The sequence below is a fragment of the Crocosphaera sp. UHCC 0190 genome (genome assembly GCF_034932065.1).
In the GTDB taxonomy this organism is placed as follows: domain Bacteria; phylum Cyanobacteriota; class Cyanobacteriia; order Cyanobacteriales; family Microcystaceae; genus UHCC-0190.
In genome coordinates this window covers 460,300-481,314 of the sequence record NZ_JAYGHP010000002.1, presented here as the reverse complement: position 1 = coordinate 481,314, position 21,015 = coordinate 460,300, and the positions used below count along the sequence as shown (strand labels likewise).

23 protein-coding genes and 1 pseudogene are annotated in these 21,015 nt (G+C 37.2%); 11 read left to right on the top strand and 13 right to left on the bottom strand.

The features are described from left to right. Positions 1–229: 229 nt before the first annotated feature. Together VB715_RS05440 and VB715_RS05435 are read right to left on the bottom strand one after the other, a co-directional pair. The gene (locus tag VB715_RS05440; RefSeq protein ID WP_323300175.1) at positions 230–1,081 is read right to left on the bottom strand and encodes a sulfotransferase family protein; all 852 of its coding nucleotides are present in this window, start codon (positions 1,079–1,081) and stop codon (positions 230–232) included. Positions 1,082–1,134: 53 nt separating this feature from the next. Then, positions 1,135–2,223, bottom strand: a complete 1,089-nt coding sequence (locus VB715_RS05435) for a hypothetical protein (RefSeq protein WP_323300174.1) — start codon at positions 2,221–2,223, stop codon at positions 1,135–1,137. 375 nt (positions 2,224–2,598) lie between these two features. On the opposite strand from VB715_RS05435, the gene VB715_RS05430 reads away from it, so the two are divergent. After that, on the top strand, positions 2,599–3,279 hold the full coding sequence (locus VB715_RS05430) for a TIGR04283 family arsenosugar biosynthesis glycosyltransferase (protein ID WP_323300173.1): 681 nt from the start codon (positions 2,599–2,601) through the stop codon (positions 3,277–3,279). 11 nt (positions 3,280–3,290) lie between these two features. Here the strand turns inward: VB715_RS05430 and VB715_RS05425 are convergent, their stop codons facing one another. The 4 genes and pseudogenes from VB715_RS05425 to VB715_RS05410 form a co-directional block, all read right to left on the bottom strand. Continuing rightward, the gene (locus tag VB715_RS05425) at positions 3,291–4,205 is read right to left on the bottom strand and encodes a branched-chain amino acid transaminase (RefSeq protein ID WP_323300172.1); all 915 of its coding nucleotides are present in this window, start codon (positions 4,203–4,205) and stop codon (positions 3,291–3,293) included. A gap of 90 nt (positions 4,206–4,295) precedes the next feature. Beyond that, positions 4,296–6,074: a M61 family metallopeptidase gene (locus VB715_RS05420; protein ID WP_323300171.1), complete on the bottom strand. Its 1,779-nt coding sequence runs from the start codon at positions 6,072–6,074 to the stop codon at positions 4,296–4,298. 3 nt (positions 6,075–6,077) lie between these two features. Further along, positions 6,078–6,761, bottom strand: a complete 684-nt coding sequence (locus VB715_RS05415; protein WP_323300170.1) for a Crp/Fnr family transcriptional regulator — start codon at positions 6,759–6,761, stop codon at positions 6,078–6,080. Between the two features lie 270 nt (positions 6,762–7,031). Further along, positions 7,032–7,160 (bottom strand): annotated as a pseudogene (locus tag VB715_RS05410) (RNA-guided endonuclease TnpB family protein); the annotation flags it as partial. Positions 7,161–7,253: 93 nt separating this feature from the next. On the opposite strand from VB715_RS05410, the gene folB reads away from it, so the two are divergent. From folB to VB715_RS05395, 3 genes are all read left to right on the top strand, one after another. Beyond that, on the top strand, positions 7,254–7,610 hold the full coding sequence (gene folB, locus VB715_RS05405) for a dihydroneopterin aldolase (protein WP_323300169.1): 357 nt from the start codon (positions 7,254–7,256) through the stop codon (positions 7,608–7,610). A 409-nt stretch (positions 7,611–8,019) separates the two neighbouring features. Further along, complete coding sequence (locus VB715_RS05400; RefSeq protein ID WP_323300168.1) at positions 8,020–8,202, top strand: hypothetical protein; 183 nt, start codon at positions 8,020–8,022, stop codon at positions 8,200–8,202. Between the two features lie 27 nt (positions 8,203–8,229). After that, on the top strand, positions 8,230–8,841 hold the full coding sequence (locus tag VB715_RS05395; RefSeq protein ID WP_323300167.1) for a DUF3318 domain-containing protein: 612 nt from the start codon (positions 8,230–8,232) through the stop codon (positions 8,839–8,841). 63 nt (positions 8,842–8,904) lie between these two features. Here VB715_RS05395 and VB715_RS05390 read toward each other — a convergent pair whose 3' ends face one another. Beyond that, complete coding sequence (locus tag VB715_RS05390; protein WP_323300166.1) at positions 8,905–10,380, bottom strand: aminotransferase class I/II-fold pyridoxal phosphate-dependent enzyme; 1,476 nt, start codon at positions 10,378–10,380, stop codon at positions 8,905–8,907. A 177-nt stretch (positions 10,381–10,557) separates the two neighbouring features. On the opposite strand from VB715_RS05390, the gene VB715_RS05385 reads away from it, so the two are divergent. The 3 genes from VB715_RS05385 to VB715_RS05375 all read left to right on the top strand — a co-directional run bounded on the left by VB715_RS05385 (position 10,558) and on the right by VB715_RS05375 (position 12,712). Next, positions 10,558–11,271, top strand: coding sequence for a response regulator transcription factor (locus VB715_RS05385; RefSeq protein ID WP_323300165.1), 714 nt, complete (start codon positions 10,558–10,560; stop codon positions 11,269–11,271). A 76-nt stretch (positions 11,272–11,347) separates the two neighbouring features. Then, positions 11,348–11,824: an NAD(P)H-quinone oxidoreductase subunit N gene (locus tag VB715_RS05380; RefSeq protein WP_323300164.1), complete on the top strand. Its 477-nt coding sequence runs from the start codon at positions 11,348–11,350 to the stop codon at positions 11,822–11,824. Between the two features lie 324 nt (positions 11,825–12,148). Beyond that, on the top strand, positions 12,149–12,712 hold the full coding sequence (locus tag VB715_RS05375; RefSeq protein ID WP_323300163.1) for a type IV pilin-like G/H family protein: 564 nt from the start codon (positions 12,149–12,151) through the stop codon (positions 12,710–12,712). An 18-nt stretch (positions 12,713–12,730) separates the two neighbouring features. Here the strand turns inward: VB715_RS05375 and VB715_RS05370 are convergent, their stop codons facing one another. Genes VB715_RS05370 through ureA form a run of 6 tightly spaced genes read right to left on the bottom strand, consistent with a single transcriptional unit; the run spans position 12,731 to position 16,112 of the window. Further along, positions 12,731–13,444: an urease accessory protein UreF gene (locus tag VB715_RS05370; protein ID WP_323300162.1), complete on the bottom strand. Its 714-nt coding sequence runs from the start codon at positions 13,442–13,444 to the stop codon at positions 12,731–12,733. After that, positions 13,437–13,928, bottom strand: coding sequence for an urease accessory protein UreE (locus VB715_RS05365; protein WP_323300161.1), 492 nt, complete (start codon positions 13,926–13,928; stop codon positions 13,437–13,439). The genes VB715_RS05370 and VB715_RS05365 overlap by 8 nt, the downstream gene beginning before the upstream one ends. Next, the gene (locus VB715_RS05360; protein ID WP_323300160.1) at positions 13,925–14,767 is read right to left on the bottom strand and encodes an urease accessory protein UreD; all 843 of its coding nucleotides are present in this window, start codon (positions 14,765–14,767) and stop codon (positions 13,925–13,927) included. The genes VB715_RS05365 and VB715_RS05360 overlap by 4 nt, the downstream gene beginning before the upstream one ends. 20 nt (positions 14,768–14,787) lie before the next feature. Continuing rightward, the gene (gene ureG, locus VB715_RS05355) at positions 14,788–15,405 is read right to left on the bottom strand and encodes an urease accessory protein UreG (protein ID WP_323300159.1); all 618 of its coding nucleotides are present in this window, start codon (positions 15,403–15,405) and stop codon (positions 14,788–14,790) included. Between the two features lie 21 nt (positions 15,406–15,426). Further along, a complete protein-coding gene (gene ureB, locus VB715_RS05350) occupies positions 15,427–15,795 on the bottom strand; it encodes an urease subunit beta (RefSeq protein ID WP_323300158.1) in 369 nt (122 codons plus the stop codon). Continuing rightward, a complete protein-coding gene (ureA, locus tag VB715_RS05345; protein ID WP_323300157.1) occupies positions 15,792–16,112 on the bottom strand; it encodes an urease subunit gamma in 321 nt (106 codons plus the stop codon). The genes ureB and ureA overlap by 4 nt, the downstream gene beginning before the upstream one ends. 218 nt (positions 16,113–16,330) lie before the next feature. On the opposite strand from ureA, the gene VB715_RS05340 reads away from it, so the two are divergent. From VB715_RS05340 to VB715_RS05325, 4 genes are all read left to right on the top strand, one after another. Beyond that, the gene (locus tag VB715_RS05340) at positions 16,331–17,176 is read left to right on the top strand and encodes an amino acid ABC transporter substrate-binding protein (protein WP_323300156.1); all 846 of its coding nucleotides are present in this window, start codon (positions 16,331–16,333) and stop codon (positions 17,174–17,176) included. A 21-nt stretch (positions 17,177–17,197) separates the two neighbouring features. Continuing rightward, entirely contained in the window at positions 17,198–19,819 is a 2,622-nt protein-coding gene (locus tag VB715_RS05335; protein WP_323300155.1) for a DNA polymerase III subunit alpha, read from the top strand. A gap of 461 nt (positions 19,820–20,280) precedes the next feature. Further along, positions 20,281–20,580 (top strand): photosystem II assembly protein Psb34, encoded by a 300-nt coding sequence (gene psb34, locus VB715_RS05330; protein WP_323300154.1) that lies wholly within the window; start codon positions 20,281–20,283, stop codon positions 20,578–20,580. Positions 20,581–20,664: 84 nt separating this feature from the next. After that, complete coding sequence (locus tag VB715_RS05325; protein ID WP_323300153.1) at positions 20,665–20,964, top strand: DUF3240 family protein; 300 nt, start codon at positions 20,665–20,667, stop codon at positions 20,962–20,964. The last annotated feature ends 51 nt before the right edge of the window (positions 20,965–21,015 follow it).

Below are 21,015 nucleotides of genomic sequence, written 5' to 3'. Positions count from 1 at the left end.
TAGATATATAGGGCAGGAAGTTTCCGAATCTACGCCTAACCAGATGGTTGAAATACCATGTATCAAGAGCAGTAGTTCTTGAGGGTAGGAAGCCCCACCCTCAACGCAGTAGGGTGGGGTACTTCACTGTAATTAGTCAGACAAAAATAAACGACAATGTATTAACTTTTGTAACAGAAGGATTGAACTCCCTTGAGTTTTTTAGCAAATAATAAAAACAAAATAATATCTATGGGTGATTACTAATGGTTTGACAGCACTGAGATAGAATTTCATAACAGTGATCAAAATTTTGTATTTGTTCCTCTAATAAATGAGGCGAAATAGACATATTTAGTTCCCTAGGTTTTCTCATAATTCGGCCAGAACGAATATTTTCTTTAAAATCACCCACATGACGCTTACCAGTCGTATTTAAAATTTGATAGTTTTCTGAAAATGCTACTTGAGTATTCAAAAAATTTTGCAAAATTTGAAAGACTGATTCACTTTCATTAATCAATTGATGATGAGTAATCAAAAGGCTGCGTTTTTTATCATTAATAATTTGTGAATATTTGGTCAAACTTGATAAGCGTTGACTGTAATAATCTATTGCTTCTTTTTCTGTCCAATGAGGTTTATGATCTAACATACTCATTAAGGTTCTTTTGGGTTCTCGAACCAAAAAAATAAAATAGAAATTATCTAACTTTAAAAGATTTTCATTGAGTAATTTATTATCATGTAAGAGCTTATCCAAAATATAAGTATGATTCATTTTTAACTTACCTAAATCCTGAATATTTGTAAATACCTGACTATGGAAATAGACTTTCGACATTAAATGCTTAAAATCGGCTTCAGAGGAATAACGAATATGGGTTTCTCCATACCCCTTGATGGCTGGGTTAGAAATCACAATATGAGTTAACAATGAAGATCCAGAACGCATATGACTCAGAATGAAAAGCACTTTATAAGCATCTTTTTTGAATGAAACTTCATAGGGGTTTGAAGGGGTTTGAATCCGAAGATCGTAGTATTTATAAATTAGACTATTTTTAAAGAATCTGATGGCTTCACGGAAGGATTTAATCATATTATTCCTTGTGATATAGTCAACTATATTGATTAACAATTACAACAAAAATATCAAGAAGAAGCAGAATTATACGTCTCTAAAAGTTGAAACCAAGCTTCTAAAATAAGATCATAATATCCTGCTTGTTCTAAGGGATATTCCCCTTTTTCAATCAGTTGAATGAGCTTAGGAAGTGCCTCTATAAACTCGGCACTGTGTTTAGGGGGATGAATAGTCCAAGCCTGAGTTGATAACAAATCTGCTCTAACAAAATCCGTTGCTAATAACCTTTCACTGGTCATTGGTTCAAAGGATTCAATGGCACCTTTAACCGGGCCCTTTGTGTTACGCAATCTGCGCTCAATTTTACCGGCTATTGTTTGTAAAGGTTGGGGTAAATGACGGGATAAAAGAGGTGGGAATTTCCACATTAAAGGAATGGGAGACAGTTTTGCAAAGCGGTTTCGATCTACTAAATAAGCCCTCATACTAAAAAATTTATGGCTATAAAATCCTCTCTCATCTATCACAAATGTTTCTGGATCAACCTTTTTTCCCTCTGGATGAGGGGGGCCACAACGGGGCCGAATTGCCCCAATTGTGGGAACTGATTCCATCAATTTTATGGACTCACTAATCCAGTCATAATCTTTCTCTTGATATAACAGCATATCAGCATCAAAATGCAAATAATAATCGCTGGCCGATGCTTCTATACAATACAAAGATGCGTAAACGGTTGACCCTTTCCAATTATGAGTATGGGTGAGCATTTGTGGTGCTTGTTCTGAGCCAAAATATTTTTCATAAATTGTTTCAATCAAATTTGGACTATAGTCAATTTTGACAATTTTATCAATTATTCCTTGATCAATTAAAGTTTGACAAGCTTGATCTAATTGTTCTTGACTCCCTGTATCATATCGATAGCGTTTATCCCCCGTTAAAGGGGCTGTATCCATCGCTATAACCCTTTCAACAAAGGGATAGTTGCAGGAGCGAAGGAGATGGGGAATGGTGTGTAAGATATAAGGAACATCGGTTCTAGCGACAAGAATCCACAGTGATATGGCTAATTTTTGCGAAGATTTTCTTTCATTTTTTGTCTTTGTGAAAACGATTCGATTATTTAAAACTTCCATACCCGTTACCTGTTGCATAATTAGCTGCTCTACACAACCAAAATAAAAATGATTTTTAACTCTTTAAAAGTTAAAATAACAGCTATATTAATATTTTTCAAATGTCATCAAAAATACCCAAATCTATCTATTAATAGACATATTTACCTGTCAAATTTACATCTGTCTAATAATCTCTATATTTAGATGTATGATTAAAATTTCTTATCTTTCAAATTCGGGTAGTGATGAATTTTGCCTCAACCCCTAACGCCTATTCTGAGATATTTTTCTCACAACTGAAATAGGACTGTTATATACTAGAAATAGGGTGGAGTTTTTGAATGTTTTTCTTATTGTTAGCTTACTAAGCTTCCCTTTTCTTATCCCGAACTCACCTTAACTTATGTTTACATGGAAAAAATCAGCATCATTATACCCGTTTTAAACGAAGAAAAAATTATCGAAAAAGTTTTAGAAAATCTCGTCTTAAATGCTAACCTCGAAGTTATTATTGTGGATGGCTACAGTCAGGATAAAACCGTTAAAATTGCTCAAAATATGGGATTTCAAGTGATTATTGTTGGCCAAATGGGCCGGGCTTATCAAATGAATCAAGGTGCGTCTATTGCTACCGGAGATATTCTTTTATTTCTTCATGCTGACACGATCTTACCTGACAATTATCAAACAATTATTAAAAATATCTTATCAGATCCCCAAACCCTTGCGGGAGCGTTTGAATTAGGTATTGATAGTCAACAGCTTTCTTTTCGTTTGATTGAAAGGTTAGTTAATTGGCGATCGCGTTTCTTTTCCCTTCCCTATGGAGATCAAGCAATTTTTATCAAAACCTCAATATTTCGAGAAAGCGGAGGGTTTGCTCAGCTTCCTATTATGGAGGATTTTGAATTTATTCAAAGGCTAAAAAAACGGGGTAAAATTGCCATTGCTTCTGCTAAAGTTACCACTTCTAGTCGTCGCTGGCAAAAATTAGGTATCTGGAAAACAGCCCTAATTAACCAATTAATTATTATCGGTTATTATTTGGGGGTTTCTCCTCACCAATTAGCGCGTTTATATGGAAGAAAATAATACAGTCTATGTTATTCTAAAGTAATAACAGAAACCCAGTCCTTATAATCGAAATCCTTATTTTCCGTAATCCCTGATAACTTATCTTTTAATTGTTCAGTAATCGGACGATTAGCAGGAAGTTTAAAGGTTTCAATTTGTTTCACAGGGGAAATTTTGGCCGCGGTTCCGCACAAGAAAACTTCATCAGCAATAAATAATTCTGATTTATCAATTGGTCGTTCAATAGTAGGAATTCCGAAATTTTTTGCCAAAGTCAGAATACTATCTCTGGTGATTCCTTCCAGGATATCTTGTTCAAATCCAGGAGTAATTAAGTGACCATTTCTGACGATAAAAAGGTTCATTCCCGTTGCTTCACAAACCTTTCCTTGAGAATTCATTAAAATCGCTTCATCAAACCCTGATTCTACCGCTTCCGTTTTCGCTAAGGCAGAAGTAATATAAGCTGCACTAATTTTTCCTCTTAAGGGGAAACTGCGATCTTCTTGACGAGTCCAAGAACTAATCCGACAACTAATGCCATCGGGAGATAAATAATCTCCCATTTCCAAACCATAGACAAAGAAATCTTTTTCAATGTTATGAAGTCGGGGAGCAACTCCTAACCCCGAACTGTAAACTAAAGGCCGCATATAAAAGGATTTAGACGGTTTATTTTTTTTGACAAAATCAATAATAACTTGTTGTAGTTTATCAGCAGGTAAATCATAATTGAGAAACTTGGCACTTTGACTTAATCGCTGACAATGACGCTCTAAACGAAATAATAAGATTTGATTCGGATTTCCTGGATCGGGAATTCCACGCATTCCACCAAAGGCCGCTGTCCCGTAATGTAGTGCATGGGTTGCGATAGAAATTTTGGCGTTTTCAAACGGGATGAATTGGTTTTCAAAGTAAGCAATTGGCAGAAAATTGTGCATCGTGGGTTCCGTTATCAGTTATCCTTAAATTGGTGAGGGCTTTCTTGTCCCAAATCCTCATTATACTCATAAATTCAGAGACAATTCTCTTTAATTTTCCCCTAACCAACCCACTAAATTCTCTGTTTGTAGCGTTGAGGGATTTTCAACTAAGACGACTTCATAGCGACTGGGTTTGGGGACTGCTAAAGTAACAGAAAGGGTTTTCAGGATGTCTTGATGAAAAACTGTTATTTGGATTATATCACCTGCTTGATAGTCCTTGAGCCGTTCCGTTAATTGATCGGCACTCACACGAATTCCGTCTATGGCTAATAATTCGTCATCTGCGTCAATTCCCTCTAATCCGGCCGGCGATCCCGCCTCAACAAATTTAATCATTTCTTTATTATTTTCTGACTGAACTCGCATCCCTAAATAGGGGATTATTTGAGCTTCGATTACGGGTTTAAGTTTTAATCCAAAGGGAGCTAAATATTCATCAAAGGGTAGTTCTTCTGTGGTATCAAGATAACGGTTAAAAAAGCTTTGTAAATCCATGTCAGCGACGGATTCAATTACTTGTTGTAATTGCTGTGGAGTAAAGCCAATTTCTGGTTTACCAAATTGTTCCCACATTTGAACCATGACATTGTCCAAAGAACGCTGATTTTCATGTTTAGCTCGAATTAACAAGTCTAATAACAAAGACACTAATTCTCCTTTGAGATAATAGGAAATCTGGCAATTATCACTATTGAGATCTCGGCGATATAGTTTAATCCAAGCGTCAAAACTTGATTCGCTTAAAGGTTGAACTTTCCGTCCTGGAATAGTTAAGAAACGGGTGATTTCTTTGCCTAAAATCTCCAGAAACTTTGACCGATTATAAATACCTGCTTTCAAGGGTATCATCAGATCATAATAACTGGTTGTTCCCTCAGAAAACCAGAGTGATCGCGTAAAATTTTCCTGCTCATAATCACAGGTTTCTAAGGGTTTTGGACGAATGCGCTTGACATTCCATAAATGAAAGAATTCATGAGCTACTAATTGCAAAAAGCGATTATATTTCTCTCTATCTCGAAACCCAAAACGAGAGTAGATCAAAGAACAGGAATTTTTATGTTCTAACCCACCAAAGCCATTATTTGTAAGATGGAGAATAAATAGGTAATTATCGTAGGGTAAACCTCCATAAAGTTTGGCTTCGGTTTCAATGATATTTTTGGTATCTTCAATTAATTTATTCGGGTTAATATTTCCCTTTCCCCAAATCACATATTTATGGGGTTTCCCTAAGACTTCAAACTCGTAGGTTTGATGAATACCAATTTCAAAGGGACTGTCTACCAATGTATCAAAATCCTGGGCTTCAAATTGATTTATTTTGCCAGGAATAGACGGTAAAGCTGTCTTTACTTTCCAGTTAGAATTAGGGGGCATAATTTCTACTGTAATTGGCTGTTTTTCTAGCCCTGGAATAAAATAAAATAAAGCCGCCCCATTGAAATAACCATGGCTACTATCTAGATGATTAGTTCTGACGGTTAACTCATTGGCAAATACCCGATATTTAATTGTAACACTATCCAGTTCTTTTGTCTCAACTTCCCAATGATTTTTTCCTATTTTTTGGCTAAATAGTTTTTGTTTATTTTGTCCAGAAAAAGCGATAAAATCTTGTATATGTCTTGCATATTCCCGTACTAAATATGAACCAGGTGTCCAAACAGGTAACTTTAAATTAAGAACCTCTGCTGACCAATTCTGAATTTCTAGAGTAATTTCAAACAGGTGGGAATTAGGATGAGAAATTGCTACTTGATAAGTAATCTTGGGGGAAGTTCGGGTAAGTTGGTTGGGTTCAATTAGGGCAGGTTTAGTCATTATTTACAGTTGTTTAGAAAGGTGATGCAGTTGTTTGAGATTGGTTAAAGATAAAATTTGACGAGACGGATCAATATCAAGACAACCTTGGTTTTGGAGTTGGATGAGAATTTGTTGACAATCTTCTACAGAAATATCAGCAATATCAGCTAAATCCTGTGCCGGAATCTGTAAAATTTCCGACCCTTTTTCTGTGAATCTACCATAATTTTCCCCTAATCTAATTAAAGTTTTGGTTAGCTTAATTTTTGGCGATTGTTGATGTAATTGTAAGCGGCGATAAAGCCGACGAACCCGTCTGACACTCAATTGCAACATCCGATGATGTAATTGGGGATCTTTAAAGAGCATTTGTAGAAAACGCTGGGCTGAAATACTAAGTAATTCAACATCAGAAAGGGCGATGACATCCACATATTTGAGAGATTCATCAAGCACTTCTATTTCTCCCAAAAAATCCCCTTTGCTGAGAATTTCTAGGGTAGTTTCTTGATAGGAATAGCGAGAACGTACTTTAACCCAACCAGAAACGATAAAATAAACAGCTTTTCCCCAGTCATCCTCTTTGACAACTTCTTCATCTTGGGTATAAGTTTCTTCGTCTACGACAGATAGCATCCATTCTAATGTCTCTGGGTTAGCTGTATTGAATAGGGGGAATAGCTCGGTGATTGCTGGAGTCTCCATTAAAGGCGTTTCAGTATGACACTGAATAAGGGGGGCTAAGGAATATTATAGAGATTAATTATTATTCTACAAGTTACCGCTACTCTCGAAACCGTTCCGATAAACTTACTCAAATCTACCTGAAGCAGATTTGATGTTATCTTCTTGCTTCATCCTGGCGGTGTCGGCACTCACCAGTCCACAAGCTGACACGGTGGAACATCATCCCAGACACATTAAGATCCTCGATTACTATCTTGCTGTGGTTCTTAGCTAAATAAGTGGCGAGCTTCCTTGCTCAATCTTAAAACTAATAAACCATCTGTTAGCTTTTTTGGTAATAGTAACAGATTTAGGTTTATATCCATGAGGTAGTTGTTCATAAGTTTTTAGCCAACCAATTACAGGAACTTTAATCTTAAGATTAGTTAGATTTTTAACTTCTGTTCATTACCCTTAAGGATTTTTATGCTACATTGAGGTTTGCTCGTTGTTGAATATCTGGGTTCCCTGATGGACTGGATTGAAATTACAGGAATTCGTTGTTATGGCTATGTGGGATACTTGCCCGAAGAACAAGTCTTAGGACAATGGTTTGAAGTTGATCTGACTCTAGGGGTTGATCTAACAACTGCTGGAACCAGCGATAATATTCAAGATACCTCAGATTATCGTCAGGCGATCGCCATGGTGAAACATCAGATCGCTACGGCTAAATTTGCCCTCATTGAACGGTTAGCTGAAGCGATCGCTCAGGATATCTTAACCTTGGACAAAGTTCGACAGGTGAGAGTCCGTCTCAGTAAACCAACGGCCCCTATTCCTGATTTTGGGGGGAACATTACTATCGATATTACTCGCTACCCCTAGTTGTTTGTCGTCAATAACCTTCAATATTACAAAAGATTAAGACAAGCAGTAATAATCAGTAGATTGGGGAATACTGAGTATATTTACGGAATTATGAGACTCCTGAATTCCTGATTTTTGACTAAGGAATCTAAGATAAGGTTATGTCTTGTTAAGGAGTAGAATTCCCTTATATCAAGGATTGCAACAATTTTTTGGGGCTGTTTTAAGGACAAAACACCCAGAAAATACTGAGTTTAAGTAAATTTTAGCAAAAGATTCCGCAATTCCCACCAAGTTAAAAAGTCCCCTCATCTGTCACATTAATAATAGGAAGGTTATGAAACAATAACCCCCTAAAATTTTCAAAAATAAGCTTAATGTTTTTGATTTAAAAATCATCAGGGATTTTAGAACAAGGATGTCGAACATGAACCTATGGAAATTTAGACATATTGGGGGTGCTATTTGGGAATATCTCAATCAACCTCTTTTTCAGGCCAATACTCCCATGGTTTGGGAAGTTAATCGTTTTTGGTATTTATATAAAATTCAACTCTTAGAAAAGTGTTTACATAAAGACAGCACGTCCCAAAGTCATTATACTCAATAAGAGAGTTGTTGTTTCTGCTGTTGGTCTATGAGTATTGATGCTGAGATTAGCCGTTTATTAGATGTGATGCCCGCTTCGGGCAGGATGTTAACAAAAATTGTTAGCAAACCGCAACAATCAAAGGTAATTGATGCACCATTTTCACCCCCTTGGAATCGAGATAGCCGTCCTATTTATATTAACTTTGATTTATGGCGACGGCTGTCAAGAGGACAACGAGATTTATTGATTTTAAGAGCTACTAGCAATTTAACCAATATTCGTTGGTTTAAGGCGGATTTATATCAAGGGATTGTCTTAGCTAGTGTCATTGGTTTAACCGTCCAAACTATACAAGGTGATCCCCTAGGAATGCTAATTTCTGGAGGTTTAACTGCGATTTCAGCCCGACAAATTTGGCAAAATAATCGCAGTGTTCAACGGGAATTAGATGCGGATGAATCGGCGATTAAAGTTGCTGTTAGACGAGGCTATACTGAAGTAGAAGCCGCTAAAAATCTTTTAGAAGGAATCGAAAATACTGCTCAATTAGAAGGTCGTTCTATTCTTGATTTTACAGAATTAATTCGTACTCAAAATCTTAGATCTTTAGCTAATCTTTCTCCCGTTGGGGTTCCTGATCGTGTTAAGAGAGAATAAATAAACGTAAGGTGGGCATTGCCCACCCTACAAATCTTGTTATCTTAATGATGATCACCCAGTTTACTTAATAACTTTAAAAGTTTGTAAACTTTGATCACTACATCCCGTAATCATTCCTCCTAATTTTTGGATTTTGATTAAATATTGAATAGCTTCAGATGTAATAATTTCTCCTGGCATTAAAACAGGAATACCTGGGGGATAAGGACAAATTAATTCCCCACTAATACGCCCAATGCTCTGCTCAATTTCTACTGATTCTGTGGGCGCAAAAAAGGCATCACGAGGGGAGAATTTAAGGGGTGAAGGGATGAGGGGGTGTGATTCAACTGCCCTCATTAACCGAAGGGGTGAGGAGAGAACTTTGAGAGATTTAAAGGCTTTGATTAATTGTTTGATATCATTTTTGGTATTGCCAATAGAAATAATAAAGGCTAAATGAGAGAGCATGGGTAATTCTGCCGTTACCCCTAATTTTGTCTGTAAAATTTCATCAGCTTCTAAACCAGTGATCCCTAATGAAGTAACATTAACCGTTAATCTTGTAACATCTAAATCTTCAAATCCTGGACGAGTTTGTTCTAATTGTAAAACCCCTAATCCTTCAATTTGACTGAGTTCATTTCTGGCAATTTCAGCTAACTTTATGGTTTCATTTAATAATTCTTTCCCTTGTAACGCCATTTGTTGTCTAGCCCCATCCAAAGACGCTAATAATAAATAATTAGGACTGGTAGATTGAACTAACTGTAAAGCTTGACTAATACGTTGAGGAGCAATGCGATCGCCTTTAATATGTAACATAGAAGCCTGAGTCATGGCTCCTAATACCTTATGGGTGGATTGTACCGTCAAATCTGCCCCTACGGACAGAGCCGAAGGAGGTAAACCATCATGAAACCTAAAATGGCCCCCGTGTGCTTCATCTACCAGCAAGGGAATATTGTAACGATGAGTAACAGAGGCGATCGCTTGTATATCCCCACAGACACCGTGATAGGTGGGATAAACCAACAAAACAGCCTTAACATCAGAATGTTGCTTTAACGCCCCTTCTAGGGCTTCTGGAGTGAAGCTATAGGCAAGATCCCAAGTAGGATCATATTCAGGATTGAGAAAAATGGGAACCGCCCCAGAGACAATTAAACCTGTAATGACAGATTGATGAATGTTACGGGGTACAATGATCTTATCGCCACTGCCACAAGTTGCCACAATAGCCGCAATGATGCCACAGGTTGAGCCATTGACCAAAAACCAGGTCTGATCAGCCCCAAACGCTTCTGCTGCTAAGATTTGGCTTTGTTGAATCGCACCATCAGGAGCAAATAAATTCCCTAATCCTGGCAACTCTGGCAAATCTGCCTGAAAGACGGCGGCTCCGACTAAAGAAGTCAGGGATTCGGCGATTCCTTGCCCTCTTTTATGGCCAGGGGTATAAAAAGCAGCATCGGGCTGATTTTTTAAGATACTCAAAGCCTCAATCAGAGGGGTTATCCTTTGGGACTGAAAAAAAGCGTCTTTTGAGAATTTCATGGACAGAAAAAGATAAAAAAAACAGCCCTAAATTGGATCTAAAAACCAGCAACAATAAGGTCTTATTTCCTAAAGCTCAAGGAAATTCCCAGGAAACTTCTGACGTTTGAGTTGATATTCATAAATCCCTAACCCTTGTTCTCTATATCTGTTAACATCCCTTACTTAAAAAAATCTATGGTACTAAGTTCTCCCCAACCGAAAATTTTGATTGTTGATGATGATCCCGCTATTTGCCAATTAATTTCTCGATTTTTTAGTTACAACAACTATAATATCGTTTCAGCAGCAGATGCAAAAATAGCTCGTCAAATCTTTCAAAAGCTTAACCCAGATTTAGTCATTTTGGATGTTAATTTACCTGATGAGAGTGGCTTTGGTCTATGTAAAGAAATTCGTCAAACAGGAGCTTTAGTGTTAATGCTAACCTGTATGACAGACACCAGTTATGTGTTAGAAGGATTTGAACAGGGGGCCGATGATTATCTGACGAAACCCTTTAATTTAGAAATTCTCAAAGCCAAAATTGCGGCTTTACTCAAACGACGCAACCTAGGTGGAACCCCTCTCAGTTCTGCCGATAGTCGTTTAACCATTAATGACTTAGCCATAGATCCTAACCGTTGTGAAGTCACCCTTGAAGATGAAGTGATTCCTCTAACAACCCTAGAATTTGAATTATTATACTTTTTAGCCACCCATCCTAATCGAGTTTGGGAACGAAGCGACCTAATTTCAGCAGTTTGGGGCAATAATCACGAAGTTGGGGTAGAACGAAAGGTAGATGTCCATATTGGTCAAATTCGCAAAAAAATTGACGATCCCGATGCCAAACTCATTAAAACAGTGCGGGGGAGAGGGTATATGTTTGAACTTCCTGACAGTGATTAACCTTAAGTTAGCAGTCTAAGGTCAAAGCTTCTCCTATAATCAAGAGAAGCATTTTAAAACGGATTCTGCATTAATTATGGCACTGCTTACCACAGGGAAAGGATTCATCCGCGCCTTAGAAAAATCCGGCGCATTAGGAGTTTATGCCCCCTTAGAAGGGGGATATGAGGGACGTTATCAACGGCGTTTACGGACAAATGGCTATCATAGCTTTTCTCTGACAGCCAGGGGACTCGGAGACGTGGGAGCTTATCTTATGGGAGTTCATGGGGTGCGTCCTGCCCACCTCGGTAAAAAGAATATTGGCCAAGAGGCAGCCGTTGGACAAGTTTATTTTGTTCCCCCCATTGCTGCTTACCAGTTGGAGACTTTACCCCCGAAATCAAAAGGGTTGGTTTTGTGGATTTTAGAGGGCTATGTCCTTTCTCAAATTGAATTGACTTATTTAGCCAATTTACCTCAACAAGAGCCTCGTCTGAAAGTGGTGATAGAACTCGGTGGGGAACGTTATTTCCGTTGGCAACCCCTAGAGGAATTAATTAAAGTGGCTTAGGGTTGTGTCTCAGGAATGAAGTAAGCTAAAACGCATTTTAAATGCGTTTTAGCTGGGTAAGAGGCCAAAACAAACTTGGCTGTAGCTTTTTTTCTTTGGTTTAGGGAATCGAGTTATTTTTTTTACGAAAAAAGATAGGTTTTTTAGAGAAAGTGGGTACACTAACGATGTGTCTGTAGAATTTCTCAAATTAGGTACAGTCTACTTGATGCTCTCTTGCCTAAAACTAGACAAATCTGTACCGCATCAATATGAGAACTGCTAGATTAACCCCACCTATTCAAGATAGGAAATGCCACTGTCCTCCTTTCCCCCAAACTAATCATGACTCATCTCATTCTTAAGGGACTTATCCCAAAGAAACAAGACAAAGGATTCACCTTAATTGAATTATTAGTTGTTGCTATCATCATCGGTATTTTAGCCAGCATCTTGTTTCCCCAAACCATGAATTATATTGGACGAGCGAGAGAATCAGAAGCTAAGGGGATGATGGGGACTTTAAATCGCGCTCAACAAACTTTTTTTAATGAAAAACGGACATTTGCCACTGGGACTGAACAGCTAGAAGTGCCTGTGGGCAATGAGAAATATTATATAATTCTTCTGAGTGAAAAGAATGATGATACTCAAGGGTTACAGGGTGCGGTAGGGAAAGATAATGGGACAAATGCTACCCGTGATTATGCTGCGGGGGTTGCTTATGATCCAGATGAGCGGATATTTTCAACGGTTGTTTGTCGTTCCACTGATAAAGCAAACCAATATGGAATTGATGGTTTAGCGTCTAAAGATATCGACCTTGGTACGGGAAAAGTTGGCGGTGTAGTCATTAATGGGACAACGGCTGAATGCGATACTTTTTTACTTTTGGAAACAATCAAATAAGGTTTTTAATCGCTTTTTTTAATTAGCAAATAATCGGCGAGATAACTTTTGATGACCCATTTGGGCCAGATCGATCGCAGGAGTACAAGACCACATTTGAGCGAGAGTTAAAGTCGTACTAATCTGATAAATTGCTTCAAGATCGGGAACTAATTGCTGTAAAATCTGTTGGGCTTGGCGATGTCCAATGATGCTTAAGCGAATAGCAGCCCCTAATAAACCCGTCACTAAGCCATGAAAGAAGGCTAATAGGGTGTCCTCCTCATTTAATCCAGCAACGCGCCCCACGACTCCAAAAATAACGCAATGGAAGCCATAAATATGACCTTGGGATACCTCTTGACTGAGGATACTTAACTGAGGATCATGCCAAGTTTCAGCCGCAATCATCAACAGGGCCCGTCCACTTTTTCTCCCTATTTCACGGGTTTTTTCGATCAAAGTTTGGGCGAATAAACAAGTATCGGACTGTTTTATGGCCTCAAGATTATTATTAGCACTTCCTCGATAAGCATGGATTAAAGCAACCCCATCCGTTGGGCCAACTTTATTGTTTAATAATAACCGTAAAAAAATTAAGAGGTCTTGGGGGTTTTGTATTTGTTCTGTTTGAACTAAGGTTTCTAATCCATGGGAAAGGGTAAAACTACCAGAGGGGAAAAAAGAATCAGATAGCTGCATTAAGGCAAGTTTTTGGGAGATGGTAAGGGGAGAAATTTTTGGGTTAATCATGGTTATTTGTTAATAGTTGCCCTGATGCTCGCCATTCATAATCAATGCTTAAACCAGGAATAGCAAAATGACGAATTGTGGTTTCAATAACGGTTTCGTTTCCGTTTATTTGCACATAAATTTTATTGTCTTGTCGGAAAATTGGCCAATGATGATTACCTAAAATATGACCTAGATGAATTAGTTTTAGAGGACAATCATTGATTGATTCAGTAAAAGTTAAGACCATAAATTTTTGTGTTTGCAGATGGACTAAGATTAATTTTCCTTGTTGAGTTTCTAAGACATCTCCTTCTTTTAGTGACCAATCTCGACTTTTGATAATACCAATGTCTACCCCACAATTACTCTGGATATGAATGCGTCCTTTACGGCTATCTATTGGGGTAAGATAGACTTCTAAATAGGGTTCCAAAGTAATTCTTTTTTCTAGGGTTTCATTGTCTAAAATATTACCTAAATAACTGTCTGCTAGTTCTGTCATAACATACCCTCATTACAAAAAGATTGAGCTTGACGAAAACATTTTAAGCTATAGTTTAAGTAGTTTTTAAATCCATAGGTTCCTCTGGCGATCGCCCGAATGACTATCCCTTTATTTTGGGGTAAAATCGAGGTTGCTATTTTAACACCTGGACAGTCTACTAGGGAAAATTTTTCTAGGATTTCTACTAATAAGGATAAGTTTCCTTGGGGTAAAATTAAAATAATATTCCCTAAAATTGGGGCAAAAGCAAAAAGATTATTCTCTTTAAATTGGTTCTGATTTCCCATTAATTTCATGGCATCTTTTGCCCATAAAACTCCTTCTACTGTTCGAATGTGTAAACGATTTAGATAATAATTAAACTCATAATATTCCCCTCTAGCAAGTCTTCCCGGCACAATTATTTCACTCCAAAATAGGTTGGCAGTGGGATGACAAGTAATCTGAATTATTTGTTCTAAGGTTGCATCTCTAAACAGAATGATCGGTTCAGGAAAAAATTCTAAGGTAGCTTTTTCTCCGATCTCAATATCATAATTAACTGTTGCTTTTGTTCCTAAATTTGGCATAGGATGAACTTTGGTTGCCGATTGCTCTTTTAAGCAAAGTTGCGCTTTATTTTCCAGTTTTACGGCAATATTTAGGGTGTCATTGGCTAATAATCCGGGGGAGGTACTGGTAAGATAAAGATGAGTACGAGAGGGGTTAGTTAAATCAGGATAAAAACTACGAGAAATTCCTAATGGTTGAGCCGTATATTGATGAGTAATTATCGTCCGCTTTGAACTTTTTTTTAAGATTAATTCTAGGTTATTTTCCCTGTTAAAACTTTTCAATTTTCCCCTCTAAAAAAAAATCAATTTAAACCAAATAAAAGTTTAGTTTTAATAAACTCTATCACATCTTCTAACCCTTCTCCTGTCTTACAATTGGTGTAAATAATAGGTTTTCCTTGACGATATAAGGCAGCTTCTTGACGGATTAATTCTAAATTTGCTCCCACATAAGGAGCCAGATCAATCTTATTAATAACAACTAAATCAGCTTGAGAAAACCCAGGGCCTTTTTTACGGGGGATATCATCACCTGCTCCCACATCAATGATAAATATATAAGAATCAACTAAATCATAGCTAAAAGTAGAAGCAAGATTATCTCCTCCACTTTCAATAAAAATGATATCGAGTTGAGGAAAAAGATTCTCTAAATCCTGTACTGCTAATAAATTCATGGTGGGATCTTCCCGAATAGCGGTATGGGGACAACTCCCTGTTTCTACTCCAATAATACGTTCAGAAGGCAAAAATCCCTGACTTTTCAGACGATCAGCATCTTCGGTAGTTAATAAGTCATTGGTAATAATAGCGACTTCAATTCCTTGTTCGATTAAGGGAGGAATAATACATTCTAATAAGGCAGTTTTTCCACTGCCAACTGGCCCACCAATACCTAACCTTGCCGCTAACTTTGTCATATTTTTACCCTTGTTTAGATTTTATAATGGGCCGTTAATATGTCCATTAAATCCATAAACTTCTCCCTTTCCTTTAAGGGGAATTAAGGAAATTTCTTTGGCATCTTCGTCCATTGGTTCAAAACGAATAGCTGTGCCTGCTGGAATATTTAAACGCATTCCTCTGCTGGGATCATTAGGACTATATCTTTCTATCGGCACCAGTTTTCTGACTTCATTTTCATCGGTGATCTCAAAAAAGATTAAGGCATCATTTACTTCATAAAAATGAAAATGGGAACCAACTTGAATCGGGCGATCACCTTGATTAGCTACCATGATTTTTAGAGCTTTTGAACCGACATTGAGTTCAATTTCTCCGGTTTGTGTAATAATCTCTCCAGGAATCATTTATCTACTCCCATTAACATAATTGGTTCATGGACAGTTACCAGTTTTGTCCCATCAGGAAAAGTCGCTTCTATTTGTACCTCATCAATCATTTCTGGAACTCCTTCCATAACATCTTCTCTGGTTAGTAAACTTTTACCTTCACTCATTAATTGTTCCACTGTTTTTCCCTCTCTTGCACCTTCTAAAATAGCAGCAGAAATATAGGCAACAGATTCAGGATAATTCAATTTTAATCCTTTCGCTTTACGTCTTTCTGCCACTAAAGCAGCCGTAAAAATTAATAATTTATCTTTTTCTTGGGGGGATAATTTCATATAATAGCTCCTGGGGCGATGTTCTTTACCATAGCAAAGTCTTTACCTGGATTGCTTAAATTTTATAAAATTATTATAAATTATGACCAGAACTGACAACTAGAAAGCCTAATCTGATAAAATCAGTTCAGAATCTTGAAATACCACGATAGGGGTAAATAAGGATTTCCTCTTGCTCACAGTTGATTTTGTTTCACCCCTTACTAAATCATCAAACAATGAACTCAAAAAAACTTGTTATTGTCTTAATTAGTCTTCTTTTGGTGACTGGGTTTCCTCGACTTGTTTTAGCAGAAACTGTCTTAGAAAAGATTAAACGAATGGGAGAAATGAATGCAGGGGTGAGAAAAGATGCTATTCCCTTTGGTTATGTTGATGAGAGAGGAGAATGGACAGGGTATTCTGTTGATTTAATTAGATTGATTCATAAACAAGTTGAGAAAAAAATCAACCAACCGATTAAATTAAATTTAAGAGAAGCAACTATTGATAGCCGTTTCCCTCTGGTAAAACAAGGAACAGTTGATATTATGTGTGGTGCAACAACCATTACCCAAACCCGTTTAAAAGTAGTAGATTTTTCTGTTCCTTTTTTTATGACAGGGGCGCAATTTTTAGTTAAGATAGGAGAAGCGAGAAAATTTGATTATAATGGTACTTTGAAGAATATTCCCATTGCTTTTATTCCGGGAACAACCACTCAAGAAATTATTCCGCAAATTTATCCCTTTGCTCAATGGAAAAATATTAAAAGTCGTCGAGAAGGAGTCGAAGAATTAAAAAAAGGAGAAGTCAAAGCAGTGGTGAGCGATGGCATTTTATTGCTGGGAGAACTTGTCCAACAAGGTAACAACCTCAAAGACTTTGCTTTAATGCCTCGTCAACCCATGACCACTGAACTTTATGGCTGTATCTTACCGAAAAATAACCCAGAGTGGAAACAATTTGTTGATCTCACTATTGTTGCCCCAGAAAATCGCACATTACAAGAAAAATGGTTTAGTATTAAAACAGGCAAATTTCCTTATATTATTCCGAGTAATCCCGAACCTGGCTTCGATTAAAATTCAATTAAATTTCTTACCATGTCTTTTGTTGGTTTACACATACACAGTGATTATAGTTTGTTAGATGGGGCCTCTCAATTAAATGCCTTAGTTGAGCGAGCCGTAGAATTAGGAATGCCCGCGATCGCCTTAACAGATCATGGGGTAATGTATGGGGCGATCGAATTAATTAAAGTTTGTCGAAACAAAGGAATTAAACCCATTATTGGCAATGAAATGTATGTTATTAATGGAGATATTGAAGTTAAACAACGTTATAAACGTTATCATCAAGTCGTCTTAGCAAAAAATACCCAAGGCTATAAAAATTTAGTTAAATTAACCACTATTTCCCATCTCAAAGGAATTCAAGGGAAAGGGATTTTTTCCCGTCCCTGTATCAATAAAGAGTTATTACAAGAATATCATCAAGAATTAATTGTTACCAGTGCTTGTTTAGGGGGAGAAATTCCCCAAAATATTTTGAAAGGAGACTTTAAAGAAGCGAAAAAAGTTGCCAAATGGTATCAAAAACTGTTTCAGGATGACTTCTATTTAGAAATTCAAGATCACGGATCAGTAGAAGATCGACTGGTCAATGTAGCGATAGTTAAAATTGCCCGTGACTTAGGCATAAAAATTATAGCAACGAATGACTCCCATTTCATTTCTTGTTACGATGTAGAAGCCCATGATGCCTTATTATGTATTCAAACGGGTAAATTAATTACCGATGAAAAACGCCTCAGATATAGCGGAACAGAATATTTAAAATCTGCGGAAGAAATGCGTTTATTATTCCGGGATCATTTATCTGATGATGTCATTGAAGAAGCCATCAATAATACCTTAGAAGTAGCCGAAAAAATTGGACACTATCAAATTTTAGGAGAACCCCGTATTCCTAATTATTCTGTGCCGGCTGGCCATACCCCTGATAGTTATGTGGAAGAAATTTCCTGGCAGGGGTTATTAGAACGCTTAAAATGTCGCTCTCGTTCCGAAATTCCCCCTGTTTATAAAGAACGGTTAGAATATGAATTAAAGATGCTACAACGCATGGGATTCTCTACTTATTTTTTAGTGGTTTGGGACTATATTAAGTATGCTAGAGATCAAAAAATTCCCGTGGGGCCAGGCAGAGGCTCAGCAGCCGGATCTTTAGTTGCTTATTCCTTAAAAATCACCAATATTGATCCCGTCCATCATGGTCTTTTATTTGAAAGATTTTTGAACCCTGAACGGAAATCCATGCCTGATGTTGATACGGATTTTTGTATTGAAAGACGGGATGAAATGATTAAATATGTCACCAAAAAATATGGAGAAGCTAATGTTGCTCAGATTATTACTTTTAACCGTATGACTTCCAAAGCAGTGTTAAAAGATGTGGCCAGGGTGTTAGATATTCCCTATGCTGAGTCAGATAAAATGGCGAAAATGATTCCGGTTTCACGGGGAAAACCTACCAAATTAAAGGTCATGATTTCTGAGGAAACCCCTTCCCCAGAATTTAAAGAAAGATATGAGCTTGATCCCCAAGTTAGACGCTGGTTAGATATGGCCATTCGTATTGAAGGGACAAACAAAACCTTTGGGGTTCATGCCGCAGGAGTGGTGATTTCTTCTGAGCCTTTAGATGAAATTGTTCCCTTACAAAAGAATAATGATGGGGCCGTCATTACCCAGTATTTTATGGAAGATTTAGAATCACTGGGATTATTAAAGATGGATTTTTTGGGGTTAAGAAATTTAACGACTATTCAAAGAACCGCAGATTTAATCAAACAAAATCAAAATAAAGAAATAGATGTAGAGCAACTGCCTTTAGATGAACGAAAAGCATTACAAATCATTGCCAAAGGTAACATCAAAAAACTACCGGAAGATATTGAAAATACCCATAAACTGCTAGAAAAAGGTGACTTAGAAGGTATCTTTCAGTTAGAATCATCAGGGATGAAAGATATTGTTAGAAACTTAAAACCATCAGGAATTGAAGATATTTCTTCTATTTTAGCGTTGTATCGTCCTGGGCCTTTAGATGCAGGCTTAATTCCTAAATTTATTGATCGCAAACATGGCAGAGAACCAATTGAATATGAACATCATTTATTAGAACCGATTTTAAAAGAAACCTATGCTGTCTTGGTTTATCAAGAACAAATTATGAAAATGGCCCAAGATTTGGCCGGATATTCTTTAGGAGAAGCGGACTTATTACGTCGGGCCATGGGGAAGAAAAAAGCTTCAGAAATGGCTAAGCATCGGGAGATTTTTATTGATGGCGCGACTAAAAATGGAGTTCCTCAAGCTATTGCAGAAAATTTATTTGAGCAGATGATTAAGTTTGCGGAATATTGTCTTAGTTCTGATACAGAAATTCTCACAGTTGAATATGGCCCCATGGCCATTGGTAAAATTGTAGAAGAAAACATCAATTGTACAGTTTATTCTGTGGATAAAAATGGTTTTGTTTATACTCAACCTATCCGACAATGGCATCATCGGGGAGAACAAGAAATCTTTGCATATCATCTCGATGATGGGTCAATCATTCGTGCAACCAAAGACCATAAATTTATGACGATTGAGGGTAAAATGCTACCTATTGATGAGATTTTTACACAGGAATTGGAACTACAAAAAATGGTTCTTTAAAGGGGTTAAAGTTGACTGGCTAATTTTGTAATAAAAGTCAACAAGTCTGGGTTAAATCTAGTTTTAGTCAAAACAAGCCTGAGACTTTGCATTGTTATTGTATCATAGGAGCCTCAAAGCTTGCAAATAGGTGAGCCAATTTTTGGGAATTTGCCCTCGAAACCTCGAAAATGAGGGGTTTTGTTAAACATCAGTAATTTAAAATAAAAAATTATAATAAATCAGATTATCTTATAAGCATAGGGATAAATCTAAACAAGTTTCCCAAGTTTTGAAATGTCTTAATCAATTATGGACACAAACAAAAATATATTTTTAATTAAAGCTTCTTTTAGTAATTCACGCAAAAAAAGGCTAAAAAAAGGAAATAAGATGATCTTGACATTCTTGAAGATTTTTTAAGACAGATATTGTGCCTGAATTTGTGTTATAATGTATCTTTAAGACGAGGTTACAAAATTATGCCCAATAACAGTACAGAAACAAGGGCAGTTCCACGTCCTCCCAGCGATGGCAGTGAGTTAATTCCTGCTGAAGCTCCAAGGAATTCTGGCAATGACGTTAATATGTCCCTTAATAAACCCCTGGCAGAAGGCTATACGGTGAGCGATGAAGGGATCATCAATAACTACGCCGTTGAACCCGATCTGCAGCCCGCAGATTATCCTTCACCCTATCAACAAAGACGTTATCTATTACAGGGGGCGATCGCAATGGTATTCGTTGCCTTCATGATTTGGGTTGCGTTTGCTGTTAGCTAAATAGAACAAATTCCTGTTGTGTTTAAGTTGATTTAGATATCCGCAGATTGACAAAAATAACATTATCAACACGAGGAGGCAATTATGTCCTCAAACATCAGTCAGGGTGTTCTCTTTACTATCATCTGTGAAACCTATTTGCAGGATCGTCTGATACACCTATTACAAACCGTTGGTGTCTCCGGCTACACAGTTATTCCTGCTCAGGGCGCAGGTAGTCATGGTAGGCGTATGGGAGATATTGCTGGCTACAACACGAATATTGAAGTGAAAACCATTGTAACACCGGAGAAATCCGATCAATTACTGGACGAACTAGATCACTTTGAAATCGATCATGCCTTGATTGCTTTCCGGCAAAAAGTAGACGGTTTGTTTGATTAGAAATTCACAATCTCTGATCAACTCTTTAACTCAAATCAAATTAATTAAACC

Coding starts and splice junctions, on each gene's coding strand:
- VB715_RS05380 (WP_323300164.1), top strand. CDS start 11,348: ATGGCACTGCTTACCACAGGGAAAGGATTCATCCGCGCCTTAGAAAAA.
- ureB (WP_323300158.1), bottom strand. CDS start 15,795: ATGATTCCTGGAGAGATTATTACACAAACCGGAGAAATTGAACTCAAT.
- VB715_RS05440 (WP_323300175.1), bottom strand. CDS start 1,081: ATGATTAAATCCTTCCGTGAAGCCATCAGATTCTTTAAAAATAGTCTA.
- ureA (WP_323300157.1), bottom strand. CDS start 16,112: ATGAAATTATCCCCCCAAGAAAAAGATAAATTATTAATTTTTACGGCT.
- ureG (WP_323300159.1), bottom strand. CDS start 15,405: ATGACAAAGTTAGCGGCAAGGTTAGGTATTGGTGGGCCAGTTGGCAGT.
- VB715_RS05425 (WP_323300172.1), bottom strand. CDS start 4,205: ATGCACAATTTTCTGCCAATTGCTTACTTTGAAAACCAATTCATCCCG.
- VB715_RS05420 (WP_323300171.1), bottom strand. CDS start 6,074: ATGACTAAACCTGCCCTAATTGAACCCAACCAACTTACCCGAACTTCC.
- VB715_RS05370 (WP_323300162.1), bottom strand. CDS start 13,444: ATGATTAACCCAAAAATTTCTCCCCTTACCATCTCCCAAAAACTTGCC.
- VB715_RS05430 (WP_323300173.1), top strand. CDS start 2,599: ATGGAAAAAATCAGCATCATTATACCCGTTTTAAACGAAGAAAAAATT.
- VB715_RS05385 (WP_323300165.1), top strand. CDS start 10,558: ATGGTACTAAGTTCTCCCCAACCGAAAATTTTGATTGTTGATGATGAT.
- VB715_RS05365 (WP_323300161.1), bottom strand. CDS start 13,928: ATGACAGAACTAGCAGACAGTTATTTAGGTAATATTTTAGACAATGAA.
- VB715_RS05375 (WP_323300163.1), top strand. CDS start 12,149: ATGACTCATCTCATTCTTAAGGGACTTATCCCAAAGAAACAAGACAAA.
- folB (WP_323300169.1), top strand. CDS start 7,254: ATGGACTGGATTGAAATTACAGGAATTCGTTGTTATGGCTATGTGGGA.
- VB715_RS05390 (WP_323300166.1), bottom strand. CDS start 10,380: ATGAAATTCTCAAAAGACGCTTTTTTTCAGTCCCAAAGGATAACCCCT.
- VB715_RS05335 (WP_323300155.1), top strand. CDS start 17,198: ATGTCTTTTGTTGGTTTACACATACACAGTGATTATAGTTTGTTAGAT.
- VB715_RS05415 (WP_323300170.1), bottom strand. CDS start 6,761: ATGGAGACTCCAGCAATCACCGAGCTATTCCCCCTATTCAATACAGCT.
- VB715_RS05395 (WP_323300167.1), top strand. CDS start 8,230: ATGAGTATTGATGCTGAGATTAGCCGTTTATTAGATGTGATGCCCGCT.
- VB715_RS05400 (WP_323300168.1), top strand. CDS start 8,020: ATGAACCTATGGAAATTTAGACATATTGGGGGTGCTATTTGGGAATAT.
- VB715_RS05325 (WP_323300153.1), top strand. CDS start 20,665: ATGTCCTCAAACATCAGTCAGGGTGTTCTCTTTACTATCATCTGTGAA.
- VB715_RS05340 (WP_323300156.1), top strand. CDS start 16,331: ATGAACTCAAAAAAACTTGTTATTGTCTTAATTAGTCTTCTTTTGGTG.
- psb34 (WP_323300154.1), top strand. CDS start 20,281: ATGCCCAATAACAGTACAGAAACAAGGGCAGTTCCACGTCCTCCCAGC.
- VB715_RS05435 (WP_323300174.1), bottom strand. CDS start 2,223: ATGCAACAGGTAACGGGTATGGAAGTTTTAAATAATCGAATCGTTTTC.